This window comes from uncultured Romboutsia sp. (genome assembly GCF_958366745.1).
GTDB classification, from domain to species: Bacteria; Bacillota; Clostridia; order Peptostreptococcales; family Peptostreptococcaceae; genus Romboutsia; species Romboutsia timonensis.
This window is the reverse complement of the sequence record NZ_CATXCO010000013.1, coordinates 1-26152: the sequence shown is the minus strand read 5'-3', so window position 1 is coordinate 26152 and position 26152 is coordinate 1. Positions and strand designations below refer to the sequence as shown.

Here is a 26152-nt window from a genome sequence, read left to right as displayed (position 1 = left end):
ATCTTTCAAGTACATTTCTCGCATCTTCAAAATCATATTTTAAACATCCAACTAAATCAGCATGCCCTGGTCTTACTTTTTCTACTTTTTTAGTTTCAAAATCAATGTTGTCCATAGGATTCATATATTGTATCCAGTTTTCATAGTCTTTGTTTTTTATCTCTATTGATATAGGTCCACCTAATGTTATTTTTCCTCTTACTCCACTTAAGATATTTATCTTATCTTTTTCTATTTTCATTCGGCCACCGCGACCATACCCACCTTGTCTTTTCTCTAATTCATAGTTTATTTCATCTATATTTAATTCAATATTAGCTGGTATTCCATCTAATATTGATATTAAGCTTTTTCCATGTGATTCTCCACTAGTTAAGTATCTTAACATATTTTCCTCCTTTGTTTTTTACTCAAAAAGAGCTTGTTTAATCAAGCTCTTTTATATCTATTATATATTTATTTAAGTTTTCTTTTAGTGTTTCTTTAAATGATGTATTTTCTTCATACTCTAGCTTATCTGTATTATTTAAATATATATTATATTTTAATTTGTTATTTACACTTTTAAAGAAAAAGTCCATTACTATTTGCCCACCCATAAATTGTGTTTCATACGGAGTAGATCCTCCTACAGCAATGTACATTCCTATACGTTTTTTACTTCTATCAATTGAAGGCTTCTTTAATATATATTTACTTGCATAAATTGCCTGTGTTCTATCGACTAGTGTTTTTAATTTTGCAGTTATACAATCAAAGTTTACAGGACTTATAACTATAACTCCCTTTGCTTTATCAAACATTTCATACATTGGTGTCATATCATCTTTAAATTTACAAAATCCAGTTTTTTCACAAAAACCACATGCTGTACAATATTCTATGTTCATATCATAAATATTAAATATTTTATTTGATATATTATTTTGATTTAATTTATTTGAGATTTCTTCAGAAATTTTAAAGCAATTTCTATTTTTTCTAGGGCTTCCATTTATTATTAAAATATCTGTATTCATAGTATCCCCCTTAATTATTCTTTAGCATCACTATTAATATATCATCATCATAGTTATCCTTATTAGAGAATTCTTTAAGTTCACTTTTTAGTTTTTCTATAATTACTTCTTGATTATTTTTGTAATTATTTTTTATAAAGTTTTCTAATCTAGATATTCCATATTCTTCTTTTGATTTATTTTTTATTTCTAATACCCCATCTGTGTACATACAAATCATACTACATTCATCTAGGCTTAATACATTATTTTCATAGCTTACATCTTCTATAACACCTATTGGTATCCCTTTTTTACAATCTAAATTTCTTTTTATAGAACTATCTTTTTTTATTATAATAGGACTATAATGACCTGCATTTGATATTGTTATTGTATTTTCTTTGGTATCTATCATACTTACTAAACAAGTTGTGAATATTCCCATTTTATCAAATTCATCATAAAGCATATTATTTAGATTAGTCATTATTTCTCCAGGTGAGCTACAAATTCTAGATAATACTTTAAATGCTCCTTTTATAATAGCTACTGCATAATTTGATACTATACCATGTCCCATTACATCAGCTAGTATATACACTATTTTTTCATCACTAACTTTTATTGCATGATAAAAATCCCCACCTACTACTTTAGCTGGTCTATGATAGAAATTTAGCTCATTATCTATACTATATTTTATTTTACTTTCATTCATTATTAGTTTTTGCTGTTTATTTAATACATCTAATTCATTTTCAAGAATCTTATGTTTAATCTCTACTAAATTATATTCATATAGTTTAAGTGCTACCGAAAGCTGTTTTGCAAATATACTTAATATGTTTAAATCATCCTCTGTATAATTAGGGCTATTTGCACATACTATATAACCAATAACTGATTTACTATCTTTAATCTTATAGTATATATAGTTTTTTATTTCCTTATAATTCAATTTATTTTCATTACAATATGCTCCTATAGAATCTTGAGATAGTATTTTTCCGATTATAGGATATATGTTAGTTTGCTTTTTTCCTTCTACACCATAGAAACTAAACATCTTATTTTTATTCTCTACTTTTTCCGTTACTATTATAGTCTCCTTACTGTGTGTTATATGGCAAGCTTGTTTACTTAAATGATCTAAAAACTCATTTATATTATTATTAAAATATAGCTTTTGTATTGCTTCATTTATAGAGCTAATAGCACCTCTTAATTTATGAACTAACATATGAGTATTGTTATTTTTCATTGTTATATCTATAGATAAACTTATAAGAGATGATACAGATGAAATAAAATCTATATCGTATTCATTTATTTTATCATCTTTAGTTAAAAAGCAAGTCATAAAACCTACTACATTATAATTAACAACAAGAGGAAAAACAATTCTTCCTATATATCCTTCTTTTTTAGCTAATTCTCTTTCATCTACTGCTCTTTCATCTTCAAATATGTTTTCTATGTATATTATTTCCTTTTTAGCTACAGCTTCATGTATATATTTAGGATATTCATTAAAATCTATTTTAATTCCCATTGAAGTTTTTATATCAAATAAATCTGGTATTTCATTTAAAGTCTCCGAACACACTAAATAAGCATATTCATAGTTATTCCTATAAAATAAATTTACACATGCTTTAGTGGGATGAACTACCTCAAGCATTTTTTCTATTATTTTATCCTTTATATCAAAGAAATTTAATGATTGAGTTACCATAGCTGATATATCAACTAAGTTTTTCATTTTATAATTTTCTGTATTATTGTTATCAAACATACTCGTCCTCCCCCTTATTTCGTCATTATTTAATATTACTATATATATCTTTTATAGTAAATAAAAAAACAACTATAAAGCTAATCACTATAGACCAATTAAAATTTGTTATAAGTCCAAGTATCAAAAGAGTTATAAGTATGTTTATACCTGATTTTCCTCTCTCAGTTAATACATCTAATGTAGTCATTTCTACATTATCTTTTAAATGCTTTATACTGTCTAAAATTTGTTGTTCTAAGTTTCTTTTATAAATTATGTATAAAAACTCTATTAAAAATAATCCAATCCCTAATAGAGTATTTATTTCAAATGCTAATATAAGTGTAATCATTACTATTATAAGTTTTATTATATTAAGTGCTAAACTATCTATTTTAAGTGTTAAGTTTTTAATTTCTTTATATTCATCCTTCAATGAATACTCCCCATTTGGCATTTTTTTCATATTAGTTTTTACAACTTCAGAATAAAAAAGTTTTATTATTCCATTTATCATAGTGTACCTCCAAATTTGTTTATATTTTTAATTTTTACAATTATATTATTTTTTATACTTGACAATAATAAAAGTATTGAGCTTTCTAACCATATAAATAAAGGAGTGTTTATTATGCAAATGGAACAACTAGATCTAGAAATCCGTAGTAAAATTTATAATTATACAAAAAAAATACTTAGAAAATATCAAAAAGGAATTACTACTGGAAAACTAACTGCTGATAAGTTTGTTGAGAATATCATATCCAATGGAGATATAAATGATATCTTAGATGAAAAACTTTTATTAGAAAATGATTTTAAAGAGTCTTATACCTCTTATATAGAAAAATTAATAAATATTCAAAATGAAAACTTATCAAGTAGCAAAAAAAGAGGTGCAAAATCCATACCTGAAAAACCTAGTATATCTCAAAGAATAAAACTTAAAAATTTACTAGAATCTAGTGGTTACACCTTATCCATTCCTCTTGAATATTTAAATAGTTTTGATGTTGATTGTATTATAAAATATATAACTACTCAGTCTATAGATCTAGGAGATGAACGAATCTATAACTATGTGCATAAATCTAATTTAAATTAAAAAAGAAGTCAAATGACTTCTTTTTTAATTTATTATATTCTATTTTATATTAACCTAATGCTTTTTCTAATTTTGATAAGTGTTGTATTGGATAATATTTAAGTAACTCTCTAAATTCAGCCACTGATAATCCTTCTGTTGTTGTATAAATACGTATTTTTTCATCTAAATCTGCATTTATAAATTTAGTTTTTATTTCATCAAAATTAACTGTAGGCATATGTACCACTCCTTATATATATATTCTTTTGTATTGTATCCATAAATAAAAATTTTATTACCATATAAATAAATTAATAATAGCCTTATAAATTTTATAAATTTATAAGGCTATTCCTATTGTATCTCTATATTATTCTATTATCTACTATTGTTGCTTTCCAGCCATTTGTTGTTCAGCCATTTCAACTAATTTCTTAGTCATGTATCCACCTACATAACCATTTTCTCTAGCTGTTAAATTACCTTTGTCCATTTGTTGATAGTTAGCCATACCTAATTCATTAGCTATTTCTAATTTCATTTGATTTAAAGCTTGTTTAGCTTGTGGAACTACTTTTTGATTATTATTGTTGTTTGCCATTGTTGATTACCTTCTTTCTAAATAATTTTGTTTCTTGGTAGTATTATATGGACTTTACTACTTTTCATTCTTGGTAATTTTTACACACAATAATATTTTTCTAACAATAGTATCCAGCTAAATATCCTGTTGAAAATGCAATTTGAAGGTTAAATCCACCTGTATATGCATCTACATCTATAACTTCTCCAGCAAAGAAAAGACCTTCTATTAATTTAGATTCCATAGTACTAGAATTTATTTCATTCACTTTAATTCCGCCTGAAGTTATTATTGCTTCCTCTATAGGTCTATATCTTTTTACAGTTAAAGTTATGTTCTTTAATAAGTGAACTAAAAACTTTCTTTGTTCTCTAGATATTTGATGAACAACTGTATCTTTATCAATTTCACTTAATTCTATTATTACAGGAATTAATTTTTTTGGTAATAAGTCATCTAATGCATTTTCAAACTTCTTGTTAGTATATTTTTGGAAATCTCTCTGTATCCTTTTATCTAATTTTTCTTCATCTAGTGCAGGTTTTAAATCTAATACTATTTTATAGTTTTCTTTTGTAGTATCTTTCATTCTACAACTTGCAGATTTTATAACTGGTCCGTCAACACCATACTTTGTAAACTCAAGTTCTCCAAAATCATCATATATTTTTTTATTTTTACTGTTATACACTGATATTTCAATATTTCTAAGAGATAATTTTTCAAGATTTTTTACAAAGGATTCTTGCACTTCTATTCCTATTAATGACGGCTTAGTATCTACTATACTATGACCAAGACTTTTAGCAAATTTATATCCATCTCCTGTTGAACCCGTTAATGGATAACTAAGTCCTCCAGTTGCAATTATTACACTATCACATAATATTTCTTTTTTATTATCTAATATTACCTTTTCTATCTTACTGCCTTTTGATACTACTTTATCTACTTTTGTATTAAGAAGTAATTTTACTTTTTGACTTTTTATCATTTTTTCAAGGGCATTAGCAATATCATGTGCTTTATCACTTGAAGGAAATACCCTTTTTCCTCTTTCTGTTTTAGTTTCAACACCTAATTTATTAAACATATCAATAACATCAGTATTTGTAAAAGTGTAAAATGCACTATATAAAAATTTACCATTTGTAGGTACATTTTCTATAAGTTCTTCTATATCACAATCATTAGTTATATTACATCTACCTTTTCCTGTTATTAATATTTTTCTTCCAACTCTATGATTTTTCTCTATTAATGTTACATCTAATCCTCTATTAGCCGCAGTTGCAGCTGCCATCATACCTGCTGCTCCAGCTCCTATTACTACTACTTTTTTCAAATTGTCACCTCAAGTTTATATTTATTTTAAGCTAATTTTGTTATTTTAAATAATGCTGGAACACCTGCTACAGCATATAAAGTTATTATTAAATATTTTATAAATTTAAATAATACATATTTAGGCATTATATAGTTTAATATTAAAAATACTAATAAAAGTGTAAATATTCCTAATATAAATCTGTATGCACTTTTTACTATATAGTCTTTATTAGTATCTATTTTTGAACTAAAGCTAATTTCTTTTTTATATTCATCTATAGTATTAAATTTTATAAACTTATCTTCAATTATATACCCTAATATAAATCCTGATAAAAGTCCTAACATCTTAATATATGATTCACTTTTTACTATAAAAATAAAAATTATAAATGGTATTAGCGTTAATAATAAAAGTTTATAGTCTTTATTTTTATCTACAATATCAAATAATTTTGAGAACATTATTGTAAATACTATACCAAATATCCATCCACAAATTACATCTATAGGCCAGTGAACACCTAAATATAATCTAGATAATCCAACTCCTAATATCATTATTAAACCTAATATATACATCCATTTTTGCCTAAATATAATCATTAAACTGGTCCAAAATGTTGTAGCTGTTTGTGTATGTCCACTTGGAAAAGAATAACCTGTAGCAGTAGACACCCTTAAAGATTCAAGTCCCTCAGTTCCTATAGGTCTCGGTGCTTTTACATATTCTTTTATTCCTGTATTTATTGCTATATTTGCTGTTAATGAAAATAAAAGTTTTTGACCATATTTTTTATTTATACACCAGTACATTATAGCAGTTAAAATAACTATAACTGGTACTTCTGTGCTTATTGTTAATATTAAAAAGAACGCATTTAATATTGGATTCCTTATACTTTGAAAAAATTTTAATATATTAATCTGAATATTCATAATCTCCTCCTTATCTTTGTATCTTATATGATTATACACTTTTTTTAATATAAATATTAAATAAAAATTATTTGTATAATAGCTACTTTTCCTTAAAGAAAAAACCACATCATTTTTATGATATGGCTTTTTACTGAAATTATTGTAATTTATGATGCTAGATTAGTTACTGCATTTTCTGTACACTTATTTATATTGAATATTTTCTTTGATATTAATATAATCATAAACTCTGATATTGCCATACTAATCCATATTCCATTTTCCCCAAAAGCTTTTGCCATAATAACTAATACTATAGGTAAAATTAATATAGATCTCATTGCACATATCATGTTTGAGTATTTTGGTATTTCTATAGCTTGATAGTACATAGTTGTAGTTAAGTTTTTTCCTATGAATAAATACGCTAAGTTGTTTATATTTACTGCTATATATGATATATTTATAAGCTCTTTATCTGATGTAAATACAGAAATTATCTCTCTTCCAAATACAAAACATAATAAAGCAAAAATTATTCCTATTATAATTGATGTTCTATTTGAAAGTTTATAAAATACTAGCATTTTTTCACCATCTTTAGCTCCATAATTGTAACTTATAAGTGGCTGAGCCCCAAGAGTAACTCCTAAAAGTACTAAGTATATATTCGTAGTTATATAGTTTATTATTGCATAGGTAGATATACCTATTTCTCCAACTGTATTAACTAAAACTAAATTATGAACAAATATTATAACTGAAAAAGCTGCCTCTGCAAAAAATGATGGTAATCCTATTTTTAATACTTCCCTTATTGTACCTGCCTCTAGATTTTGCTTTCCAAAACTTAATTTTCCTTTTTTTAATATAAAATGTGGAAGAGCTATTAAAAGAGTTATTATTTGTCCAAATCCTGTAGCTATTGCTGCACTTTTTATACCTAATCCCAATTTAAATATGAATATATAATTTAAAATTATATTACTTATAGTTCCACATATGGTAGATACCATTGCAAGCTTTGGCTTATTATCATTTCTTAAAAAGCTATTAAATGCAATTCCTAATAAGCTTGGTAAACAAAACATTGCATAATATTTTAGATACTCAGCCGCTAATGGTAGTAGGTTTTCAGTAGCTCCCATTATTTTAACTATTGGTTTTGCAAATATAACACAAATTGCACTTAAACAAAGACTCATTATTATTAGCATATATGTAACCTGTCTAAATATACTAATTCCTTTTTCATCTTCATTTGCTCCAAAGTTCTTTGATATTAATGCACCACCCCCTACTGATACCATAGTTGCCAGACCAAAAAACACTATTGTAATTGGCATTACTATATTAACTGCCCCTAGTGCAGCATCTCCTATTCCATTTCCTAAAAATACACCATCTATTATTGTATTCAATGATGCTATACACATAGCTAAAGCTGATGGTATTGCATAACCTAAAAACTGTTTGACCATTTACCTTTCCTCCTTTTTATTTACTCTTACAATATTAAACCCTCCACCAATGGCAAGGTCAATATTTATATTTTTTAATATTTCTATTTTAACTAAACTTGTTTCTTCATTGTATTTTATAAATACCTCATTTAATCCGTATCTAATATTTTAAATAATAATATTTAACTATAAAAATAAGTTAATTAACATGTTCCTCTAAAAAATTCCATAGTTAAGTAGTTCATTTTTATTAATTATATATTTATAATTATCCTTAAATTTTTATAAAAAAAATCCGTATTACTAGTTTATAATACGAATTTTATATTTTTAATTTATTTTTAAACTGTAACTGAACCTATATAAGGTAAATTTCTATATTTTTCTGCCCAATCTATTCCATATCCAACAATAAATTTATCTTCTATTACAAACCCAACATAATCAACTGGTATATTTGAAGTTCTTCTTTCAGGCTTATCTAATAGAGTACATAATTTTAATGATTTAGGATTTCTTATTTCTAACTCTTTTACTAAATTACTTAAAGTAAGTCCTGAATCTATTATATCCTCTACAATTAATACATTTTTTCCAGCTATATCAACATCTAAATCTTTTAATATTCTAACTGTCCCTGAACTTTCAGTTCCATTTCCATAGCTTGAAACACTCATAAAATCTATATTTACATCTAAATTTATTTTTCTTATTAAATCAGAAACAAATACACTGGCTCCTTTAAGTATACCTACTACTAATAATTGTTCTCCTTCATAATCTTTTTCTATTTGCTTTGCTAATTCTTCTACTTTTTTAGCTATTTCTTCTTCAGATATCATTACATCTATAGTTGCCATTTTCCCTGTCTCCTTTACGTATATTATAATAACCTTAGTATATCATATATATGTAAATAATAGAATATTTTTATTTAATTTTAATATATAATTCGTATCAGTTGTAATTAAGTAGTATAATTTGGAATAATGATATATTTATATTATAATTTATATATGTAAATAATAATTTTAGGATGGTGATTATGTGAAAGTAAATCATGGTGCAAATTTATATGATTTATCTAGTCAATATGGATTTTCAAAAGAGGATTTTATGGACTTTAGTTCTAATATAAATCCTTTTGGATCATCAAAACTAGCTAAAAAATATGTAATAAATAACATAGATAAAGTATCAGTATACCCTGACCCTGAATATATAGAACTAAAAACTTCTATATCTAATTACTGCAACTGTTCAATAGATAACATACTTTTAGGTAGTGGTGCTACAGAATTAATATCTTCTTTTATAGAAACTATTAATCCTAAAAAGTCGTTACTTTTATCTCCTGCTTATTCAGAGTATGAAAAGGAATTATCTAAAATAGGATGTAATATAACTAAATATTTTTCAAAAAAAGAATGTGATTTTAATATAGATGTAGACACGCTTATAGAAACTATAAATAAAGATAATTATGAGTTAATCGTTATATGTAATCCTAGTAATCCCACAGGATTTACTTTTACTAAAAATGAAGTAGAAAAAATATTAAATAGTACTAACTCTTTTGTTATGGTGGATGAAACATATATAGAGTTTACAAATATGTCTATTTATTCATCTACTTCATTAGTTGATAAATATAAGAATTTATTTGTTATAAGAGGTACTTCTAAGTTCTTTTCAACTCCTGGTATAAGACTTGGTTATGGACTAATTTCAAATAATAAAATAAAATTTGAAATGAACTCTAACCTTGATTTATGGAATATAAACATTTTTGCATCTATGATGGGTGAGGTAATGTTTAATGATAGTGAATTTATAGAAAGTACATATTCTTTAATGACAAAAGAAAGAGATTATTTAATAAATGAACTTAGTAAATTCGCTGATTTAAAAATTTATAACAGCCAAGGCAATTTTATATTATGCGAAATACAATCAAAATCACTTACAGCTAAAGAAGTTAGAGAAAAACTTATACCTGAGCGAATTATAATAAGAGACTGTGTATCATTTGATGGTTTAGATGAATACTTTTTCAGAGTCTGTATTCTGAAACCAGAAGAAAATAAATTATTAGTTGAGAATTTAAAGAAAATTTTTAAATAAAAATTTTTCCTTTCCCATTTCGTCAACGATATATCGTTGATAAAATCAATGATCAGATTACAAGTTATCTACAGCATATATATTTTATAATACCTTAATATAAAGAGAGTGTAGATTAAATCCACACTCTTTTATATTAAGCAACTTTATTATCTGCTTTTTTACTCCACTTTTTATTTAAATGATCTACAACTGCTGCTATAGCATTATCTCCTGATACGTTTGCTGCAGTTCCAAAACTATCTTGCGTTAAGTATAATGCTATCATTAGACTTGCAAGACCACCATCAGATGGTATACCTATCATTGGTAAAAATGGAAGTGCACTCATTATAGCTCCCCCTGGTGCTCCTGGTGCTGCTACCATTGCTATTCCTAACATTAATATAAATGGAAATACTGTTGAAAATCCATGATCCATACCATTCATCATAAGTACTGCAACAGCAAATGATGTAACAGATATTATACTTCCTGATAAGTGAATTGTTGCGCATAAAGGTACACAAAATTCTCTTATTTCTTTACTAACACCATTATTTTTAGCACATTCAACATTTACAGGTATTGTAGCTGCTGAAGATTGAGTTCCTACAGCTGTTAAGTATCCTGGTATTTGATTCTTTAACATCTTTAAAGGATTCTTACCAGTTACAAATCCTGCCGTTGTAAATTGTATTATTAAATATACTATATGTAATGGTATTACTACTAAATATACCCTCCAGAATATACTTAATATATTCCACACTTGTCCTGCATATGTTATATTTGCAAATGTTCCTGCAATATAAATCGGTAATAAAGGTATTATTATTGTTGATAAAACCTTCGTTATTATTTCTTGGAATTCTTGGAATAGATTATATAATATTTCCCCTTTATCATTATTTCTAAGCGCTGATATTCCAAGACCCATAGTAAATGAAAATACTATTGCTGCTGTTACATCTACCATTGGTGATAATGGTATTGTAAATATAGGTTCTAGCATTCCTGCTTCTGGATCTCCTATTTGTGATGCTACACTTGGACCTATGAAAGATGGGAATATCAACGATGCTACTATAAATGCTAATGTCCCTGCTACTATTGTTGATCCATAAGCTATTCCTGTTGTAACCCCTAATAATTTTCCAGCTCCTGTTGCAAGATCCGCTATACCTGCAGTTACAAATCCTATTATTATAAATGGGATTACGAACTTTAAGAACGCTGAGAATAATGAGCTTGCTGTAACTAAAACTTTTACTAAAAATTCTGGAGCAAACGACCCGATTAATATACCGGCTATGATACCTATAATTAATTTAGGAACTAATCCTATTTTCTTTTTACTCATAATTTCCCCCCTATGATTATTCTTTTTCTTTAGAATAACAATTTTTTAACAATGTTTCAACATTTTCCTTATACTTTTTTACCCTATCTTTTTCCATGTTTTCTATCTTATTATATATTTTAAAATAAAATTTAATTATTTATTATATTCTTCTACATAATAATTAGTACCAATTGTATCATATAAGTTTATAAAAGTTATAAAGCTATTTATTTTACCTTTCTTTAAAGATTATATAAAAAATAATAGTATAATTTCCTTATACGCAAAAAATGAATAGTAAAATAAATTACTATTCATCTTCATCATATATATTATAGTTTACATTTTCTATTACATTAGGGTCTTTACTATCTTTTAAAATCTTTTTATACTTTTCTATTTCTTCATTAACAATACCTAAACTCCAAACTAATACAAAGATATCATCAATAAATCCAAACATACCTGTAATTATTTCCGGTATTAAATCTATGCCTGAAATAATATATAAAATAGCAGTTAATAGTGAAAATATTAACTTAAACTTACTAAATATATTAACTCTATTATCAGTTAAAAAATCTGGTATTTTAAAAATATTTATAAAAAATAGTAATCCAAATTTTGCATTTTTAAATCTAACTAATACTCTTTTAAATGTATCTAATATCATATCAGTAACAAATGACATTTTACTCATTTTTATCACCTCATAAGCTATATATTAAGTTATATTATAACCCATATAATAGCTTATATAAATAGGTTATTTTATAAAAGGTGTATACCTGACTGTGAACATTTTCTTATCATATCATCAGGCCACACACCAACTTGAACTTCTCCTATATGTGCTTTATTTAAGAAATACATACATATTCTTGATTGACCTATTCCACCACCTATTGTATATGGTAGTTCTCCATTTAATAATGACTTATGATAATCTAATTCTTTTCTATCATTACAATTTGCTACATCTAACTGATATTTTAAACTCTCTTCATCGACTCTTATTCCCATAGATGAAAGCTCTATAGCATTATCTAATACTGGATTATAGAATAATATATCTCCATTTAATTCCCAATCATCATAATCTGGACTTCTTCCATCATGTTTATCTCCATTATCTAATATCTTTCCTATTTGCATTAAGAATACTGCACCTTTATCTCTTACAATTTTATCTTCTCTTTCCTTAGGAGATAAATCTGGATACATATCTAATAATTCTTGAGAAGTTATAAATGTTATTTCTTTAGGAAGTATCTTTTTTATTTCAGGATATATCTCATGAACGTGTTCCTCTGTTTCTTTAAAAACTTTATATATTTTTTTTACAACTTCTTTTAGCTTTACTTTATTTCTTTCTTCTTTATCTATAATAAGTTCCCAATCCCATTGATCTACGTATATTGAATGTATATTGTCTAATTCTTCATCTTTTCTTATAGCATTCATATCTGTGTATATTCCTCTTCCAGTCTCAAATCCATACTTTTTAAGGGCTACCCTCTTCCATTTAGCTAGCGATTGTACTATTTCTACATTCTTATTTATATTTGGTACATTAAAATTTACAGCTTTTTCTACTCCATTTAAATTGTCATTTGTTCCTGTCTCAGGTAATACAAATAAAGGAGATGAAACCCTTGTTAATTTTAGTTCTTCTGAAAGTCTTTGTTCAAAATAATCCTTTAGCTCTTTTATTGCTTGTTGAGTTTGTATTACTCCTAGGCTTGATTTATATTGTTCTGGTATTATTAAACACATATTATTCTCTCCTTATCATTATAATTTGAGCATGATATCATACATTTTATTCAAAACTTATTTTTAAACAAAAATCTGGCCATAAATTTTTGTCCAATAAAAAAACCTTTCGTCTCTATATTAAAAATATAGGGACGAAAGGTTATACTTCCGCGGTGCCACCCTGATTAACTTAAAATTTAAGTTCTCTCATCTGTACAGATTATTCGATACAGTTCAATTTGGTAACGGATTGATACCGGCTAAGCCTACTAAATTTAAATTTCGGTTAGCAACTCCTGGATGTTCTTCAATATAGACTTCATACTGGACTCTCACCATCTCCAGTTCGCTTTGACTACATTCTATACTTACTCTTCCATTCACAGTTTTTAAATTATTTATATAAGCTAATGATAGAATATTTAATTTATTCTGTCAATTACTTTATTTTTGCTTTAATTTTGATTGTTTTAATTCATTTTACTTAGTTTTTAAATTTAATACTTTTTAATAAGTTTAATATAAAAATAATTTTCTCTTTTAAAGTAGAAATCTTTTTCCTATTTATTAAAATTTTTAATAGAATAATTTAAAACTTTATACTTATTTAATTATCATTAGATACACTAGATGTACTTTCTCTTATTATAAGCTGACTTGGTATTATTACCTTCTTAGTGTAATTTCTATTATTCAATCTTTCTAGCATAAGCCCAACACATGCATTAGACATATTCTCAATGTGAACTCTAACAGTTGAAAGTGCTGGTAATGTATATCTTGAAACAAATATATCATTAAACCCAATTAAACTTATATCATTTGGTACACTTATTTTATTTTCATAAAGAGCCTTTAGTACTCCTGTTGCTATTGTATCAGTTGCTATAAAAAATGCCGTTGGTAAATTTCCTTTTTTTATAAACTCTATCATAGCAGTATATCCAGCAGATGCAGTCATGTCACAATTTATTATATAATCCTCATTTAATATATCTTTTTCTTTCATATATTCATTGTAGTACTTTAATCTTACATCCTTCTCTCTTAATTTATTATCACCTAGTGTATTTCCATCACCTATATATCCGATTCTAGTGTGTCCTAAATTATATAAATAATCAAGTGCTGAAAAAACGCCCATCTTAAAATTAATTTTTACCGAATCATATTTTTCATCATCAGGAGAAGAATCTAAAAAAACTATATTTGAAGAATATTCATTCATCAAATTGATTTCTTTATCTGAAAACTTGCCTATGGCTATTATTCCATCTAAATCTTTTTCTTCAAGTGATTCATAATTAAGTCCGTTATTATATAGCTTTACTAATTTTATATTATTATTGAAACATTCTTTTTCAACTGTGTTTTTTAATAATAAATAATATGGATCCTCTAATTGCTTTGAAACATCATACATTTCAACTAATCCAATTTTATATTTATTGCTTTTTTTTATTTTATTTTTTCTTTGTGTAATAGTTTTATATTCTAAATCTTCTGCTGCCTCAAATATTTTCATCTTAGTTTCGTCTAATACTAATAAGGTCTCATCATGATTTAGTACCCTTGATACTGTGCTTATGGATACACCTACCCTTTCCGATATTTCCTTTAAAGTTGCCACATAAATTCTCCCCTTTTTATTAATTGTTATATTAATATTATAAAAAAAGGTATGATTAAATACCACATATTTTCCATTTATTGTTTAATATTTCACATAATATATTCTATAATTTATAACTTATACTTCATATAAATAAAAAGCCTTAAATGAATTGATAATCATTTAAGGCTTTCTTACTACATATTAAACGTTTTATCAACGTATTCTTTTATTTCTTTCGCTGTACCCATAGCTAATACTTCATCTGCAAATTTTTGCATATCTGCATAAGATAAAGAAGTTATTAATTTTCTTGCTGGAAGTATAGATATTGGACTCATAGAGAATTCATCTAATCCAAATCCTAAAAGTATAGGTATCATTCTTTGATCTCCTGCACTTTCTCCGCACATTCCAACCCATTTTCCTTCTTTATGAGCATTATCTATAACCATTTTTATAAGTCTTAATACTGCTGGATTAAATTGATTGTATAAATGACTTATCTTTTGGTTCATTCTGTCTACTGCACAAGTGTATTGTATAAGGTCATTAGTTCCTATTGAGAAGAAATCTACATGCTTAGCTAATACATCAGATATAACTGCTGCAGATGGTATTTCTATCATCATACCAACCTCTACATCATTAGAGTAAGCTATATTTTCTGCATCTAATTCTTTTAATACTTCTTTTATTACCTCTTTAGCATCTAATAATTCTTCAAGTGAAGATATCATAGGGAACATTATTCTTAATTTTCCATGTACACTTGCTCTGTATAAAGCTCTTAATTGAGTTTTAAATATATCTTTTCTATCTAAACAAAGTCTTATAGCTCTGTATCCTAAGAATGGATTCATTTCAGCCTCCATTTCAAAGTAAGGAAGTTCTTTATCTCCACCTATATCTAATGTTCTTATTACTATAGGTTTATTATTCATTCCTTCAAGTACTGCTTTATAAGCTTCATATTGCTCTTCTTCAGTTGGGAAAGAGTCCTCTTTATCCATGTATAAGAACTCAGTTCTATAAAGTCCAACACCTTCAGCATCATTCTTTATAAGTCCTTCTACATCATTAGGACTTCCTATATTCCCTGCAAGTTCAACATGTCTACCATCAGTAGTTATTGATGCTTGTCCTTTTAATAATTCTAAAGACTTTCTGTATTCTTCAAATTCTTCTTTTAATGAAGCATATTTAGCTTTAGTTTCTTCATCAGGATTAACTATAACTTCACCAGTATCTCCATTAAATACTATATAATCCCCATCTTTTACTTTTTTAGTTATATCATTTAATCCAACTACAGCAGCTATTTCTAATGTTCTAGCCATTATAGCTGTATGAGAAGTTCTTCCACCTATATCAGTTAAGAACCCAAGCACCATATTCTTGTTCATTGTAGCTGTATCTGATGGAGTTAAGTCGTGTGCTATTAATACAACTTCTTCATCAAGTTCTGCTAAATCAACTACTTTTATACCTAATATATGTCTTAATACCCTATTTGTAACGTCTTTTATATCTGCTGCTCTTTCTCTCATGTATTCATTGTCCATAGATTCGAACATTGCAACAAATATTTCTTTTATTTCATTTAATGCATAGTCTGCATTAACTTTTTCATCTCTTATTTTAGATATTGCAGAGCCAATTAATTCAGGATCTTCTAATACTAATAAATGAGCTTCAAATATTTCAGCTTCATGCTCTCCTAGCTCAGCTAAAGCCTTTTCCTTAACCTTAGTTAATTCTTCTTTAGATACCTTAACTGCACTCTCAAGCTTTTGTATTTCTTTATCTATATTCTCGATAGTCTTTTTTTCTATAACTAATTCACTATGCTCTATTACTAAAGCCTTCCCTAGTGCTATCCCTGGAGATGCTCCTGTTCCTTTATACATTACTACTCCTCCTCATTTATATACCTTAAATATATTAAATAAACCTCGGATAAAACCGAAGTTTAATTATTATTCTCCAAATCCACCTTCGATTAATTCAACTAAAGCGTTAACTGCTGCTTCTTGATCTTCACCATTAGCAACAACTGTTAATTCATCACCTTGACCTAATCCTAAGCTCATTATACCCATTATAGATTTAGCGTTTACAGTTTTTCCTTTTGCTATTACTTCTACTGTAGATTTGAACTCAGCAGCTTTTTTAACAAACATTCCTGCTGGTCTAGCGTGTAATCCGCTTGCGTTTTTTATGCTTACATTTTTTTCCATTTGTAAAACCTCCAAAATTTATTTTTAAGTATTTATTTACTTTATTAGCTTACCTTTATTATAACTTGATTTTGGTAAAATTTCTAGTATTTTTGTTGTTTTCTATCCCTGGGGACTTTTTTTGTCCCTATATTTAAAATTGATTTGAAAAATCTTTTATAATACTATTAGTAATTACTTTTGTAAACTTATTTTTTTGCATTGGTATTATTGATTTTGTTTCATAAGTTAAGGATATATTTTTATTTTCATTTATATTTTTATTTACTACATCATAGAGTTTATGAAAATCATAAAGCTGAATTCTATTTATATTATTTTCTTCAAGCTTTTTTTCATATATACAATAGAATAAATCCTTATATGAAAAATCTTTATCTAATCCTAAATTTTCACCAAGCTTAGGTATCAAAACTTCTAATAATGTTCTTAATGTAGGATCTTTCTTTATATTAAATAAATTTAATATATTTTCTATAGTTTCTATTTTTAAGCTTTTAAATTTATTAAAACAATACTCTTCATCAAACATATAGTCTACATTAAAATAATATTTAATTCCTTCATATCTGTCATAAGCTTTCATAGCATCTAGATATCCTAAATTTATATTTTTTTGTACATTATCCTTATCTTTATTTAAGGATCCTCCTAAATACTCTGATGGTACTATTGTTTTTATATTTATATTTTGATACTTATTTAAATTTATTTTTCCTAGAAAGTCATCAAGTAATCTTATTACTACTATATCTTCATATCCTTTTTGTTCTAGTAAAGATATTGGCATATTATCAAAAAACATCCCATCTAAAAAAAGTTTATCATCTATTCGATTTAATTGAAATATTGGTAAGCTTGAACTTGCTATTAAGTAATCAATAAGCCTTTTATTTGGTATATCTTCTATGTATAATGGGTGTGGATTTATTTTTTTATCCCACCAAACTGTAACAAGACCAAAATCTTTATTAGATTTTCGTATAATATCTTCATTTAATGTTTTTTCTAATAGCTCCCTAAGTGGACTGATATCTATACCTTCATTTTTTCTAGCTTTATTTATAAGTTCTATAACACTATTTATATTTTTTGCAGTAAAATCTACATTTTTATATTTTTCATAAGTTTCTTCATCTATATTCATAAAATGAGTATAGTCATATGTTAACCAAATATCTTCCATAATTTCTATATCATTTTGAATTATATATGCACCATTTAAGGCTCCTATCGATGTTCCTGCTACACCTTGAAACTCAATTCCTAAATCTCTTAAAGCTTTATATGCTCCTATTTGGTAAGCACCCTTAGTGCCTCCTCCCTCTAATACTAAACCTTTCATAAAATCACCTATATTAAACAAGAAAGATATATACTTAGAATATATTATAAATTATCCTGTATTTCAAGTTTAAAAGTTACTAGGTATATATCTTTCATTTTATAGTAATTATTAAATTACTTTATATCGTCTACAGATTTTACAAACTTAACTACTTTTGTAAACATTTTTTGCTCCATAGAACTTAGTGATACTGTATTCATTATATATCCTTTTGGATCTACCATATATATTTGTCTATATCCACCTTTATATAGGGCTATACAAACTGATTTTATATCATTGTCATTTTCACATTCAAATTTAGAAGGTGTAACCACTAATTTATACTGTGATTTTCTTAGCCCCTTTGTCATTTGCTTATGTTTTGCTAAAAATGAATTTGCTTCTTCATTAGTTATATAGCCACTAACATCAACATACACAGTTTTTGAATTTTGATCTACCCTTGCATTAATCATATATATTCCTCCCTTTTTACACTCAAATATATTATATGTAGAAATATTATATTTGTGATTATATGCCAAGGGATCCTCTAATCAGATTATTTATTTTATACTCTAAATCACTTATATTACTTTCACCATTTTTTAGTCTCTGTAAAACTTGTTTTGATAAATCTTCTATATGTGTATAGTTAGAATCCTTAAATATCTTAATTTTCATTACTTTGTTAGGATAATAGTCATATGCATTTTTACTTATCTTCTTTGCGTTTATCTTAAAATACTTATTATACACTTCAGAGTTTAATAGTCCTACTAAGTATTCGTAAGAAAAAATTTCCTCATACTCTTTATTTATATAAAATGAATATACATCTGCACTAGAAAAACTATTATTTTCATCTATGGCAAATCTATTTTCAAAAGATTTATATGGGTACATTATTTTTTTTCTTTCAAAAATAGCTTTTTCCCTTCCCCATTGAAGTTCATACCATAATCTTAATTTCTTTTTACATTCTCTTCTATTTAACAATCTTTCTTTATATTTCCCTATAAAATCATTTATTATTATAGGATTATCTGATTCATTTTTTATATCATTTGAGTATATTAACTTATATCTATTATCTTTAATTGTATATTTTTGAATTTCTTTATTTTTTACCCATGATTTAAGAAATCTATCATCTATAAGATTTATTTTTTCATCATCTTTATCTATTACAAAGGCTTTATCACATCCTGTTATTATACCTTGAAAACTTGTACATATATCTTCTAAAGAGTAATTGCAATAGTTTTCAATTTTATCATAAAAAGTTTTATCCTCTTTTTTAATTATTATCCAATCTTTATTTATTGTATTTTTATATAATATTAACCTTTCAAAAATATTATTTTCTATAAGTTTTTCTATGGAATGAAATTGATTTATGTCTATTGATTGATTTTTTATTCTTAGAATATTGGTACTTTGTGAATTTTTTTCTTTCTTTAATGTAGATATGCAACTAGATATTCCTATGTCTTTAAAAACTTCACATCCTAAAAAATCAATTATTTCTACTATGTTAGTAGTTTTATCTATGTAAGTTCTTAGGTCTTTAGCTGATGGGCTTTCTAAAAAGTATCTCGGAGTTATAATACTACAAACCCCATCATCTTTTAAATTATCTATTATTTTTTTATAAAAGCAAAAATATAAATCTGCTTTACCTTTATATACTTGTTTGTATTCTTTTAGTATATATTTTTTATAATCACTATCTAAATTTTTATGACCTATATACGGTGGATTTCCTATTATATAGTCAAACTTGTTATTTAATTTTATCTTTAGTGAATCTTCACAATATATGTTAAACTTATCTACTGATAATCCTTTACCTTTATCTTTAAGTCCTTGTTTTAATATATTTACTGCTTCAGCATCAATATCGTATCCATATATACAATTAGTTATTATATGATTATGAATAGTATCATAGCTTATATACTCATCACCATATAATTCCTTTAATTCGTATAAATTTTTTTCTATTAAATCATACAAAATATCATATGCTTCTAATAAAAAATTTCCACAACCACATGATATATCTAATATTTTTGGTATCGGATTTTTAAGTATATCATGATTTTTTATAGTATTGTTAAGTATATAGTCTACTATAATTTTCGGTGTATAATATACTCCTTTACTTTTTTTTATATTTATATCTAAGCTTTCTTCATATAACTTAGATATAGCAAAAGTTTCTCCCATTTTTCTCCCCCTAAACACGACAAACACTTTTATATTTAATTATAGTATACTATATTTTATTCCATTTGTTATTTATCCAATTTATACAATCTTTTATATTATATTCCGCTGCTAATTCTAATAAATAATCCATTGATTTTGTATCATCCATTGATATGTCCTTATCCATCTTAGGATTTACTCTATAATAATTGCTATCTAATAGCTTTTTAGAAAAAATTTGGCTAAGCTGAGCATTTCCTTCTAGTGTTACCGATATTATAGGTAGATCTGGATCCTTGCTTATAACCCAATCTATAGCACCCCATTTACTTGTATCTTCCTTTATACTATTGTAACAATATCCTGTTCCAAAGGATAAAAGTCTTATTTGATCCATTCTCTTTCCAAGTTCCTCATCTATAGAATATATTATACTTGCTAAACTTGGATCTGTTGCTATTATGCCTCCATCTATATGACAATCATATGATGGAAAAAATACAGGTGCTGCACTACTGGCCATTGCAACATCTACAACCCTATAATCTTCTGTTTCTGAATTTGGTAGATTATTATAAAAAATAGCTTTCCAAGAATTATATTCATTACCTACATAAAATGTTGGTATTACAACTAACTTACCTAAGTCCTTTAACTTTAAATTTTCTGGAAATACACTAAGTAGTATTTCTTTTAAGTGATTATTATCATATTTAGGTCTTGATATTTGTGAATAAGATTTATCGAATATATACTCCAGATTTTCTTTTGAATATAAATTACTTATTTCACTTGGAGTCATCCCATAAGCTAAACCTAGAGCTATTAAACTTCCTGTCGATGTTCCACTTATCATATTTGATTTTTTTACTATATTAGGAGTTTCATTTTGTATTTTTTCTAATAATTTTATACTTAAAGCCCCTCTAATTCCCCCTCCATCAAATGATAATATATTAAAAGTAGAATCACTCATAATTTTCCTCCTATTTTTATTCTACTTTAATATATGTATTTTTTTTTTATAGTTACAGGTAATATAATTTAATATATAAAAAAGATGGCATTTGCCATCTTTATTTTTTTGAGTTTGTATCTAAATATGTTAATATTCCTTGAGCTATACCTTCTGCTAAACTTTCCTGATATGCTTCATCTTTTAATTTTTTAGCTTCTTCATCATTAGATAAAAAACCACATTCAATTAATACTGCTGGCATTTTACTTTGTAATAAAACTTGGAATCTTTCTGGTTTTACACCTCTATCTCTTACATCTATATATGAAGTTATAGTTTCTTGAATTTGTTTTGCAAGTTCATATGAACCATCATTTTTTTCTTTTGTATAATAAGTTTCAAGTCCAAATGCGTCAGTTCCTCCAGTTTGACCATTTAGATGTATAGATACAAGTGCATCAACACCTTGCTCATTAGCAAGCTTTGCTCTATCTGCTAGACTTACGTATTTGTCTTCATTTCTTGATATTATTACTTGTACATCTTTTTGTTTTGTTAACTTTTGAGCCACTAATGCTCCAACTTTTAATGTTATATCTTTTTCACATGTTATTTTGTCATTGGCTATAGTTCCTTTATCATTACCTCCATGACCTGGATCTATAAGTATTGTATATTTTTTATTTATATTTTTATCTACTTCTGTCGGTAAATTTTCATATTCATTATTTGAACTTTCAACAACAGATGTTTGTTTTTTATTATTACTTGTATTTTTTATTGTTGAAATTGCACCTTGTGTTAATTTAAAAGCTCCAGCAATAAACAATATAACTACTATAAATAATAATGTTAATTTCTTTTTATTTATTCTTCGTTTTTTGTTTCTTCTACTTTTTCTATTATTTCTTCTATTAGCCATGTTTTTGCCTTTCTAGATATATAATATTATTTATATTATTAATAAATTATATTTTAACATCCAAAAACGCAATTTTCAACATTTGCAAACATTTAATTCTATTTTATATTATTTTATCCTCCTAAAGTAACATCCTGTGTATTATACCATTTAAAGGCTTCTGATATATGATTTTTATTAAAGTCTGGCCAGTACTCATCTAATACATAAAAATCTGCATATATAGATTGAACTGGTAAAAATCCACTTAATCGTCTTCTTCCTCCCCATCTTATAATCAAGTCTAATCTTGATATATCAAATGACTGTATATGATTTTGTATATTATTTTTATTTACACCTTCTGCATCTGCTAGTGTATTTAAATCCCAATGCCAACCATAGTTTACTAATAGGTTAGCCTTTATTTGTCCATCTTTTCCTTTTGTCCTATTTGTAAATGGTAATAATTCTTTTGGAAACATTGGAGATTTAGTATTTCCTATTACTAAAAGAGATGCCCCTTCATCATTTAATATATGAGCAGCTTTTATACATGCATCTGTAAAAGCTTTAGTCTGAATAGATGGTCTTTTAGTATTATCTGTAGTAAATCCATAAAATGTAACTTCCTCTACTCCCATATCTCTACATGCTCTATATGCTTCAATCCCTGGATCAAGTCCATTTTCATATCCTTTGTCTTTAGTCATTCCCTTATTTTGTGCCCATCTTCTATTTCCATCCGGAATTATACCTACATGTTTTGGTATTCTCATTAAAATTCACCTCATAAATAATTTTATTAAGATTATTTACATTATTTACATACTATAGACACTATAATATTTATTATTTATGAAATATATATATCTAAATAACTAGAAATAAGTTTTAATAATAATTAAGATATTGTTTCTTTTTTGAAGTTGATTTTTATTGTAGAAAATAGTAAAATTTATATAATTATTACAAATAAATATATTTTGGAGGATACAATGAAAAAATTAATAGCTTTATTATCATTAGTTTTAACATTAGGACTTGTTGGATGTTCATCTAAGTCTGAAGTTAAAGATATACCAGTTTCTGATATAAAATCAGCAATAAATAATGAAACACTTTTACCTATTCAACCTATATTTGATATAGATGCAAAAGAATTTTATGTATTTGAAAATGTTAAAGATGATATAAAAGAAGGCTTTGTTTTACAAGCTATGATAAATGTAAAATTACAAGATGTATTCGTAGTTAAAACAGATAATGTTGAAAAAGTAAAAAAAGCAATAGAAGAGTATAAAACTAACAATTTAAGAAGTTTCTCTGATGGATACGGAGGAGAAGAAAATGCAACTGCTGTTGCTGATTCTATACTTGAAAGTGTTGGTGATTATGTTTATTTTATAGCTACTAATAATGCTAAGGATATAGAATCAAAAATATTAGAAATGATTAAATAATACTTATTAAAATTATATGAGTATATCAATATTTTTTATATTGATATACTCTTTTTCAATATACTAATATATTATGAAATATATATTTGTGTGTAACTTTCAATAAAATAATTATTTTTGAGCAATATATATCCATATTAAAAACAGGGATATATGGTTGGTGACAGTAAATATTTTGCTGACACATAGCTCAATCAAAATGAATTTTTTATAAATTTAAAGGTGGTGATATATTGGTATTTAGTAGCATAACATTTTTATTTTACTTTCTACCACTTGTTTTATTTTGTTACTATTTAGTACCTTATAAGCTTAAAAACTTTATCTTACTTATATTTAGTTTAATATTTTATGCGTATGGAGAGCCTATATATATTTTTATAATGCTATTTTCATGTGTTGTGGATTATATAAATGCTCTAATTATAGATAAGTATAGAAATACATATAAGGCTAAATTAGCCCTTATTTTCTCTATTATAATAAATTTAAGCTTACTTGCGTTCTTTAAGTATAGTGACTTTTTTATATCTATAGTAAATAGCCTTACTAACTATAATACACCTTTATTAAATATTACACTACCTATAGGTATAAGCTTCTATACTTTTCAAACAATGTCTTATACCATAGATGTTTACAGAGATGAGGCACCTATTCAAAAAAATATTTTTTCTCTTTCTACATTTGTTACATTATTTCCCCAACTTGTAGCAGGTCCTATAGTTAGATATTCTGATATTTCATATGATTTGAATCATCGTGTTCATAGCTTTGATAAATTTTATGATGGTGTTTATAGATTTATTATAGGACTATGTAAAAAAGTAATCTTAGCCAATAATTTAGGTGTAATTTGGTACAGTATAAAAGCAACGCCCTACGATACATTATCTTTGGCTACATCTTGGTTAGGAATTATATGTTTCACACTTCAAATTTACTTTGACTTTAGTGGATATAGTGATATGGCTATAGGACTTGGAAAAATTTTTGGGTTTGACTTTTTAGAAAACTTTAATTTTCCTTACATATCAAAATCTATTACTGAATTTTGGAGAAGATGGCATATATCCCTAGGAGTATGGTTTAGAGATTATGTTTATATACCTTTAGGAGGAAATAGATGTAGTAAAGGTAGATGGTTCCTTAATATATTTATAGTTTGGTTTTTAACTGGATTATGGCATGGAGCTAGTTTTAATTTTATATTATGGGGACTTTACTTTGGAATTATATTAATTTTTGAAAAGTTATTTTTACTACAATTTTTAAAAAAACTACCTAATTGGATAAAACATTTTTATACTATGTTTTTAGTTATAATAGGTTTTGTATTATTTGAAATAGATAGTTTAAATGGTGTTTATAATTATTTAATTTCTATGTTTAATTTTAAAAATATTATAGTAGATGATGTATTTTTATACTATTTAATTCCTAATATAACTCTTATAATTTTTGCCATTATTGCTTCTACACCTATTATAAAAATAATACTAGATAGATATAAATATATAAGAATTATAACTTTAATATTTGGTATGATACTTTCTACATCATTTTTAGTAGATGCATCATTTAATCCATTTTTATATTTTAGATTTTAGGAAGTTGGTGAATTTATGAAAAATAAAAATTTATTAAAATTTATTACAATATCTTTTTTCGTAATCTTTATTTTTAGTGTTCCTATAATAACATTATTTACGGAAGATAAAAAAATAAGTGAAATAGAAAATAAAATATTAACTCAACTTCCTAGAATATCATTTGAAAATATATATAATAAGAAGTTTATGAAAAATTTCGATGAATATACATCTGATCAATTTCCATTAAGGGCTAACTTTATAAAGTTAAAAAATACTTATAATTACATAATAGGTCAAAGAGAATTTAGAGATATTTATGTTGGAAAAAATAATAAACTTATGGAAAAATATAAATTTAATAAAGAAAGTGTAGATAAGAATATTTCTAATATATTAAATACTGCTTCATATATGTATGAAAGTTTTAATATAAAATCAAAATTAATGGTAGTTCCTACTTCTATAGCTTTTT

27 protein-coding genes and 1 other annotated feature are annotated in these 26152 nt (G+C 25.6%); of the genes, 5 read left to right on the top strand and 22 right to left on the bottom strand.

The annotated features are described in order from the left end of the window. The 4 genes from Q5F54_RS02285 to Q5F54_RS02270 all read right to left on the bottom strand — a co-directional run. Positions 1–388, bottom strand: a 388-nt coding sequence (locus tag Q5F54_RS02285; protein WP_302333933.1) for a chorismate synthase, incomplete at its 3' end; no start/stop codon positions are given. A 37-nt stretch (positions 389–425) separates the two neighbouring features. Then, positions 426–1019 (bottom strand): flavodoxin family protein, encoded by a 594-nt coding sequence (locus Q5F54_RS02280; protein WP_281538486.1) that lies wholly within the window; start codon positions 1017–1019, stop codon positions 426–428. A 10-nt stretch (positions 1020–1029) separates the two neighbouring features. Beyond that, positions 1030–2796, bottom strand: coding sequence for a GAF domain-containing SpoIIE family protein phosphatase (locus Q5F54_RS02275; RefSeq protein ID WP_281538485.1), 1767 nt, complete (start codon positions 2794–2796; stop codon positions 1030–1032). Between the two features lie 25 nt (positions 2797–2821). Continuing rightward, complete coding sequence (locus Q5F54_RS02270; RefSeq protein ID WP_281538484.1) at positions 2822–3295, bottom strand: hypothetical protein; 474 nt, start codon at positions 3293–3295, stop codon at positions 2822–2824. 114 nt (positions 3296–3409) lie between these two features. Here Q5F54_RS02270 and Q5F54_RS02265 point away from each other — a divergent pair, with 114 nt between their 5' ends. Next, positions 3410–3883: a hypothetical protein gene (locus tag Q5F54_RS02265; RefSeq protein ID WP_281538483.1), complete on the top strand. Its 474-nt coding sequence runs from the start codon at positions 3410–3412 to the stop codon at positions 3881–3883. 49 nt (positions 3884–3932) lie between these two features. Here the strand turns inward: Q5F54_RS02265 and Q5F54_RS02260 are convergent, their stop codons facing one another. The 6 genes from Q5F54_RS02260 to hpt all read right to left on the bottom strand — a co-directional run bounded on the left by Q5F54_RS02260 (position 3933) and on the right by hpt (position 9021). Further along, a complete protein-coding gene (locus Q5F54_RS02260) occupies positions 3933–4103 on the bottom strand; it encodes a hypothetical protein (protein ID WP_143023161.1) in 171 nt (56 codons plus the stop codon). Between the two features lie 147 nt (positions 4104–4250). Then, positions 4251–4466 (bottom strand): alpha/beta-type small acid-soluble spore protein, encoded by a 216-nt coding sequence (locus Q5F54_RS02255; RefSeq protein WP_071119574.1) that lies wholly within the window; start codon positions 4464–4466, stop codon positions 4251–4253. 100 nt (positions 4467–4566) lie between these two features. Next, a complete protein-coding gene (locus Q5F54_RS02250; RefSeq protein WP_281538482.1) occupies positions 4567–5793 on the bottom strand; it encodes an NAD(P)/FAD-dependent oxidoreductase in 1227 nt (408 codons plus the stop codon). Positions 5794–5819: 26 nt separating this feature from the next. Further along, the gene (locus Q5F54_RS02245) at positions 5820–6716 is read right to left on the bottom strand and encodes a phosphatase PAP2 family protein (RefSeq protein WP_281538481.1); all 897 of its coding nucleotides are present in this window, start codon (positions 6714–6716) and stop codon (positions 5820–5822) included. Between the two features lie 149 nt (positions 6717–6865). Next, positions 6866–8179: an MATE family efflux transporter gene (locus Q5F54_RS02240; protein ID WP_281538480.1), complete on the bottom strand. Its 1314-nt coding sequence runs from the start codon at positions 8177–8179 to the stop codon at positions 6866–6868. A gap of 323 nt (positions 8180–8502) precedes the next feature. Then, on the bottom strand, positions 8503–9021 hold the full coding sequence (gene hpt / locus Q5F54_RS02235; protein ID WP_071119570.1) for a hypoxanthine phosphoribosyltransferase: 519 nt from the start codon (positions 9019–9021) through the stop codon (positions 8503–8505). Positions 9022–9208: 187 nt separating this feature from the next. Here hpt and Q5F54_RS02230 point away from each other — a divergent pair, with 187 nt between their 5' ends. Further along, positions 9209–10285, top strand: a complete 1077-nt coding sequence (locus Q5F54_RS02230) for a histidinol-phosphate transaminase (RefSeq protein ID WP_281538479.1) — start codon at positions 9209–9211, stop codon at positions 10283–10285. A gap of 136 nt (positions 10286–10421) precedes the next feature. Here Q5F54_RS02230 and Q5F54_RS02225 read toward each other — a convergent pair whose 3' ends face one another. The 12 genes from Q5F54_RS02225 to uppS all read right to left on the bottom strand — a co-directional run bounded on the left by Q5F54_RS02225 (position 10422) and on the right by uppS (position 23401). Next, entirely contained in the window at positions 10422–11627 is a 1206-nt protein-coding gene (locus Q5F54_RS02225) for a dicarboxylate/amino acid:cation symporter (protein WP_281538478.1), read from the bottom strand. Between the two features lie 292 nt (positions 11628–11919). Continuing rightward, positions 11920–12309 carry a YkvA family protein gene (locus Q5F54_RS02220; protein ID WP_071119567.1) on the bottom strand — a complete coding sequence of 130 codons (390 nt, stop codon included), beginning with the start codon at positions 12307–12309 and terminating at the stop codon, positions 11920–11922. A gap of 71 nt (positions 12310–12380) precedes the next feature. Then, a complete protein-coding gene (gene asnA, locus Q5F54_RS02215; protein ID WP_281538477.1) occupies positions 12381–13385 on the bottom strand; it encodes an aspartate--ammonia ligase in 1005 nt (334 codons plus the stop codon). 127 nt (positions 13386–13512) lie between these two features. Beyond that, positions 13513–13760, bottom strand: a binding site (T-box leader). Between the two features lie 214 nt (positions 13761–13974). Further along, complete coding sequence (locus Q5F54_RS02210) at positions 13975–14997, bottom strand: LacI family DNA-binding transcriptional regulator (RefSeq protein WP_281538476.1); 1023 nt, start codon at positions 14995–14997, stop codon at positions 13975–13977. A gap of 179 nt (positions 14998–15176) precedes the next feature. Further along, complete coding sequence (ptsP, locus tag Q5F54_RS02205; RefSeq protein WP_281538475.1) at positions 15177–16889, bottom strand: phosphoenolpyruvate--protein phosphotransferase; 1713 nt, start codon at positions 16887–16889, stop codon at positions 15177–15179. Between the two features lie 69 nt (positions 16890–16958). Continuing rightward, the gene (locus Q5F54_RS02200; RefSeq protein WP_071119563.1) at positions 16959–17219 is read right to left on the bottom strand and encodes an HPr family phosphocarrier protein; all 261 of its coding nucleotides are present in this window, start codon (positions 17217–17219) and stop codon (positions 16959–16961) included. Positions 17220–17352: 133 nt separating this feature from the next. Continuing rightward, positions 17353–18564, bottom strand: coding sequence for a patatin-like phospholipase family protein (locus Q5F54_RS02195; RefSeq protein WP_288525742.1), 1212 nt, complete (start codon positions 18562–18564; stop codon positions 17353–17355). Positions 18565–18680: 116 nt separating this feature from the next. Then, positions 18681–19025, bottom strand: a complete 345-nt coding sequence (locus Q5F54_RS02190) for a hypothetical protein (protein ID WP_143023160.1) — start codon at positions 19023–19025, stop codon at positions 18681–18683. 58 nt (positions 19026–19083) lie between these two features. Continuing rightward, the gene (locus tag Q5F54_RS02185; RefSeq protein WP_281537966.1) at positions 19084–20781 is read right to left on the bottom strand and encodes an Eco57I restriction-modification methylase domain-containing protein; all 1698 of its coding nucleotides are present in this window, start codon (positions 20779–20781) and stop codon (positions 19084–19086) included. A gap of 49 nt (positions 20782–20830) precedes the next feature. Beyond that, complete coding sequence (locus Q5F54_RS02180) at positions 20831–21739, bottom strand: patatin-like phospholipase family protein (RefSeq protein ID WP_288525744.1); 909 nt, start codon at positions 21737–21739, stop codon at positions 20831–20833. 100 nt (positions 21740–21839) lie between these two features. After that, positions 21840–22643 carry an N-acetylmuramoyl-L-alanine amidase gene (locus Q5F54_RS02175; RefSeq protein ID WP_288525746.1) on the bottom strand — a complete coding sequence of 268 codons (804 nt, stop codon included), beginning with the start codon at positions 22641–22643 and terminating at the stop codon, positions 21840–21842. Between the two features lie 113 nt (positions 22644–22756). Further along, complete coding sequence (gene uppS / locus Q5F54_RS02170) at positions 22757–23401, bottom strand: polyprenyl diphosphate synthase (protein ID WP_071119557.1); 645 nt, start codon at positions 23399–23401, stop codon at positions 22757–22759. A 219-nt stretch (positions 23402–23620) separates the two neighbouring features. Here uppS and Q5F54_RS02165 point away from each other — a divergent pair, with 219 nt between their 5' ends. The 3 genes from Q5F54_RS02165 to Q5F54_RS02155 all read left to right on the top strand — a co-directional run. Next, positions 23621–24085 (top strand): DUF4358 domain-containing protein, encoded by a 465-nt coding sequence (locus Q5F54_RS02165; protein ID WP_281538456.1) that lies wholly within the window; start codon positions 23621–23623, stop codon positions 24083–24085. A gap of 401 nt (positions 24086–24486) precedes the next feature. Further along, the gene (locus Q5F54_RS02160) at positions 24487–25695 is read left to right on the top strand and encodes an MBOAT family O-acyltransferase (RefSeq protein WP_331562284.1); all 1209 of its coding nucleotides are present in this window, start codon (positions 24487–24489) and stop codon (positions 25693–25695) included. Between the two features lie 15 nt (positions 25696–25710). Continuing rightward, positions 25711–26152, top strand: a 442-nt coding sequence (locus tag Q5F54_RS02155) for a hypothetical protein (RefSeq protein WP_331562282.1), incomplete at its 3' end; no start/stop codon positions are given.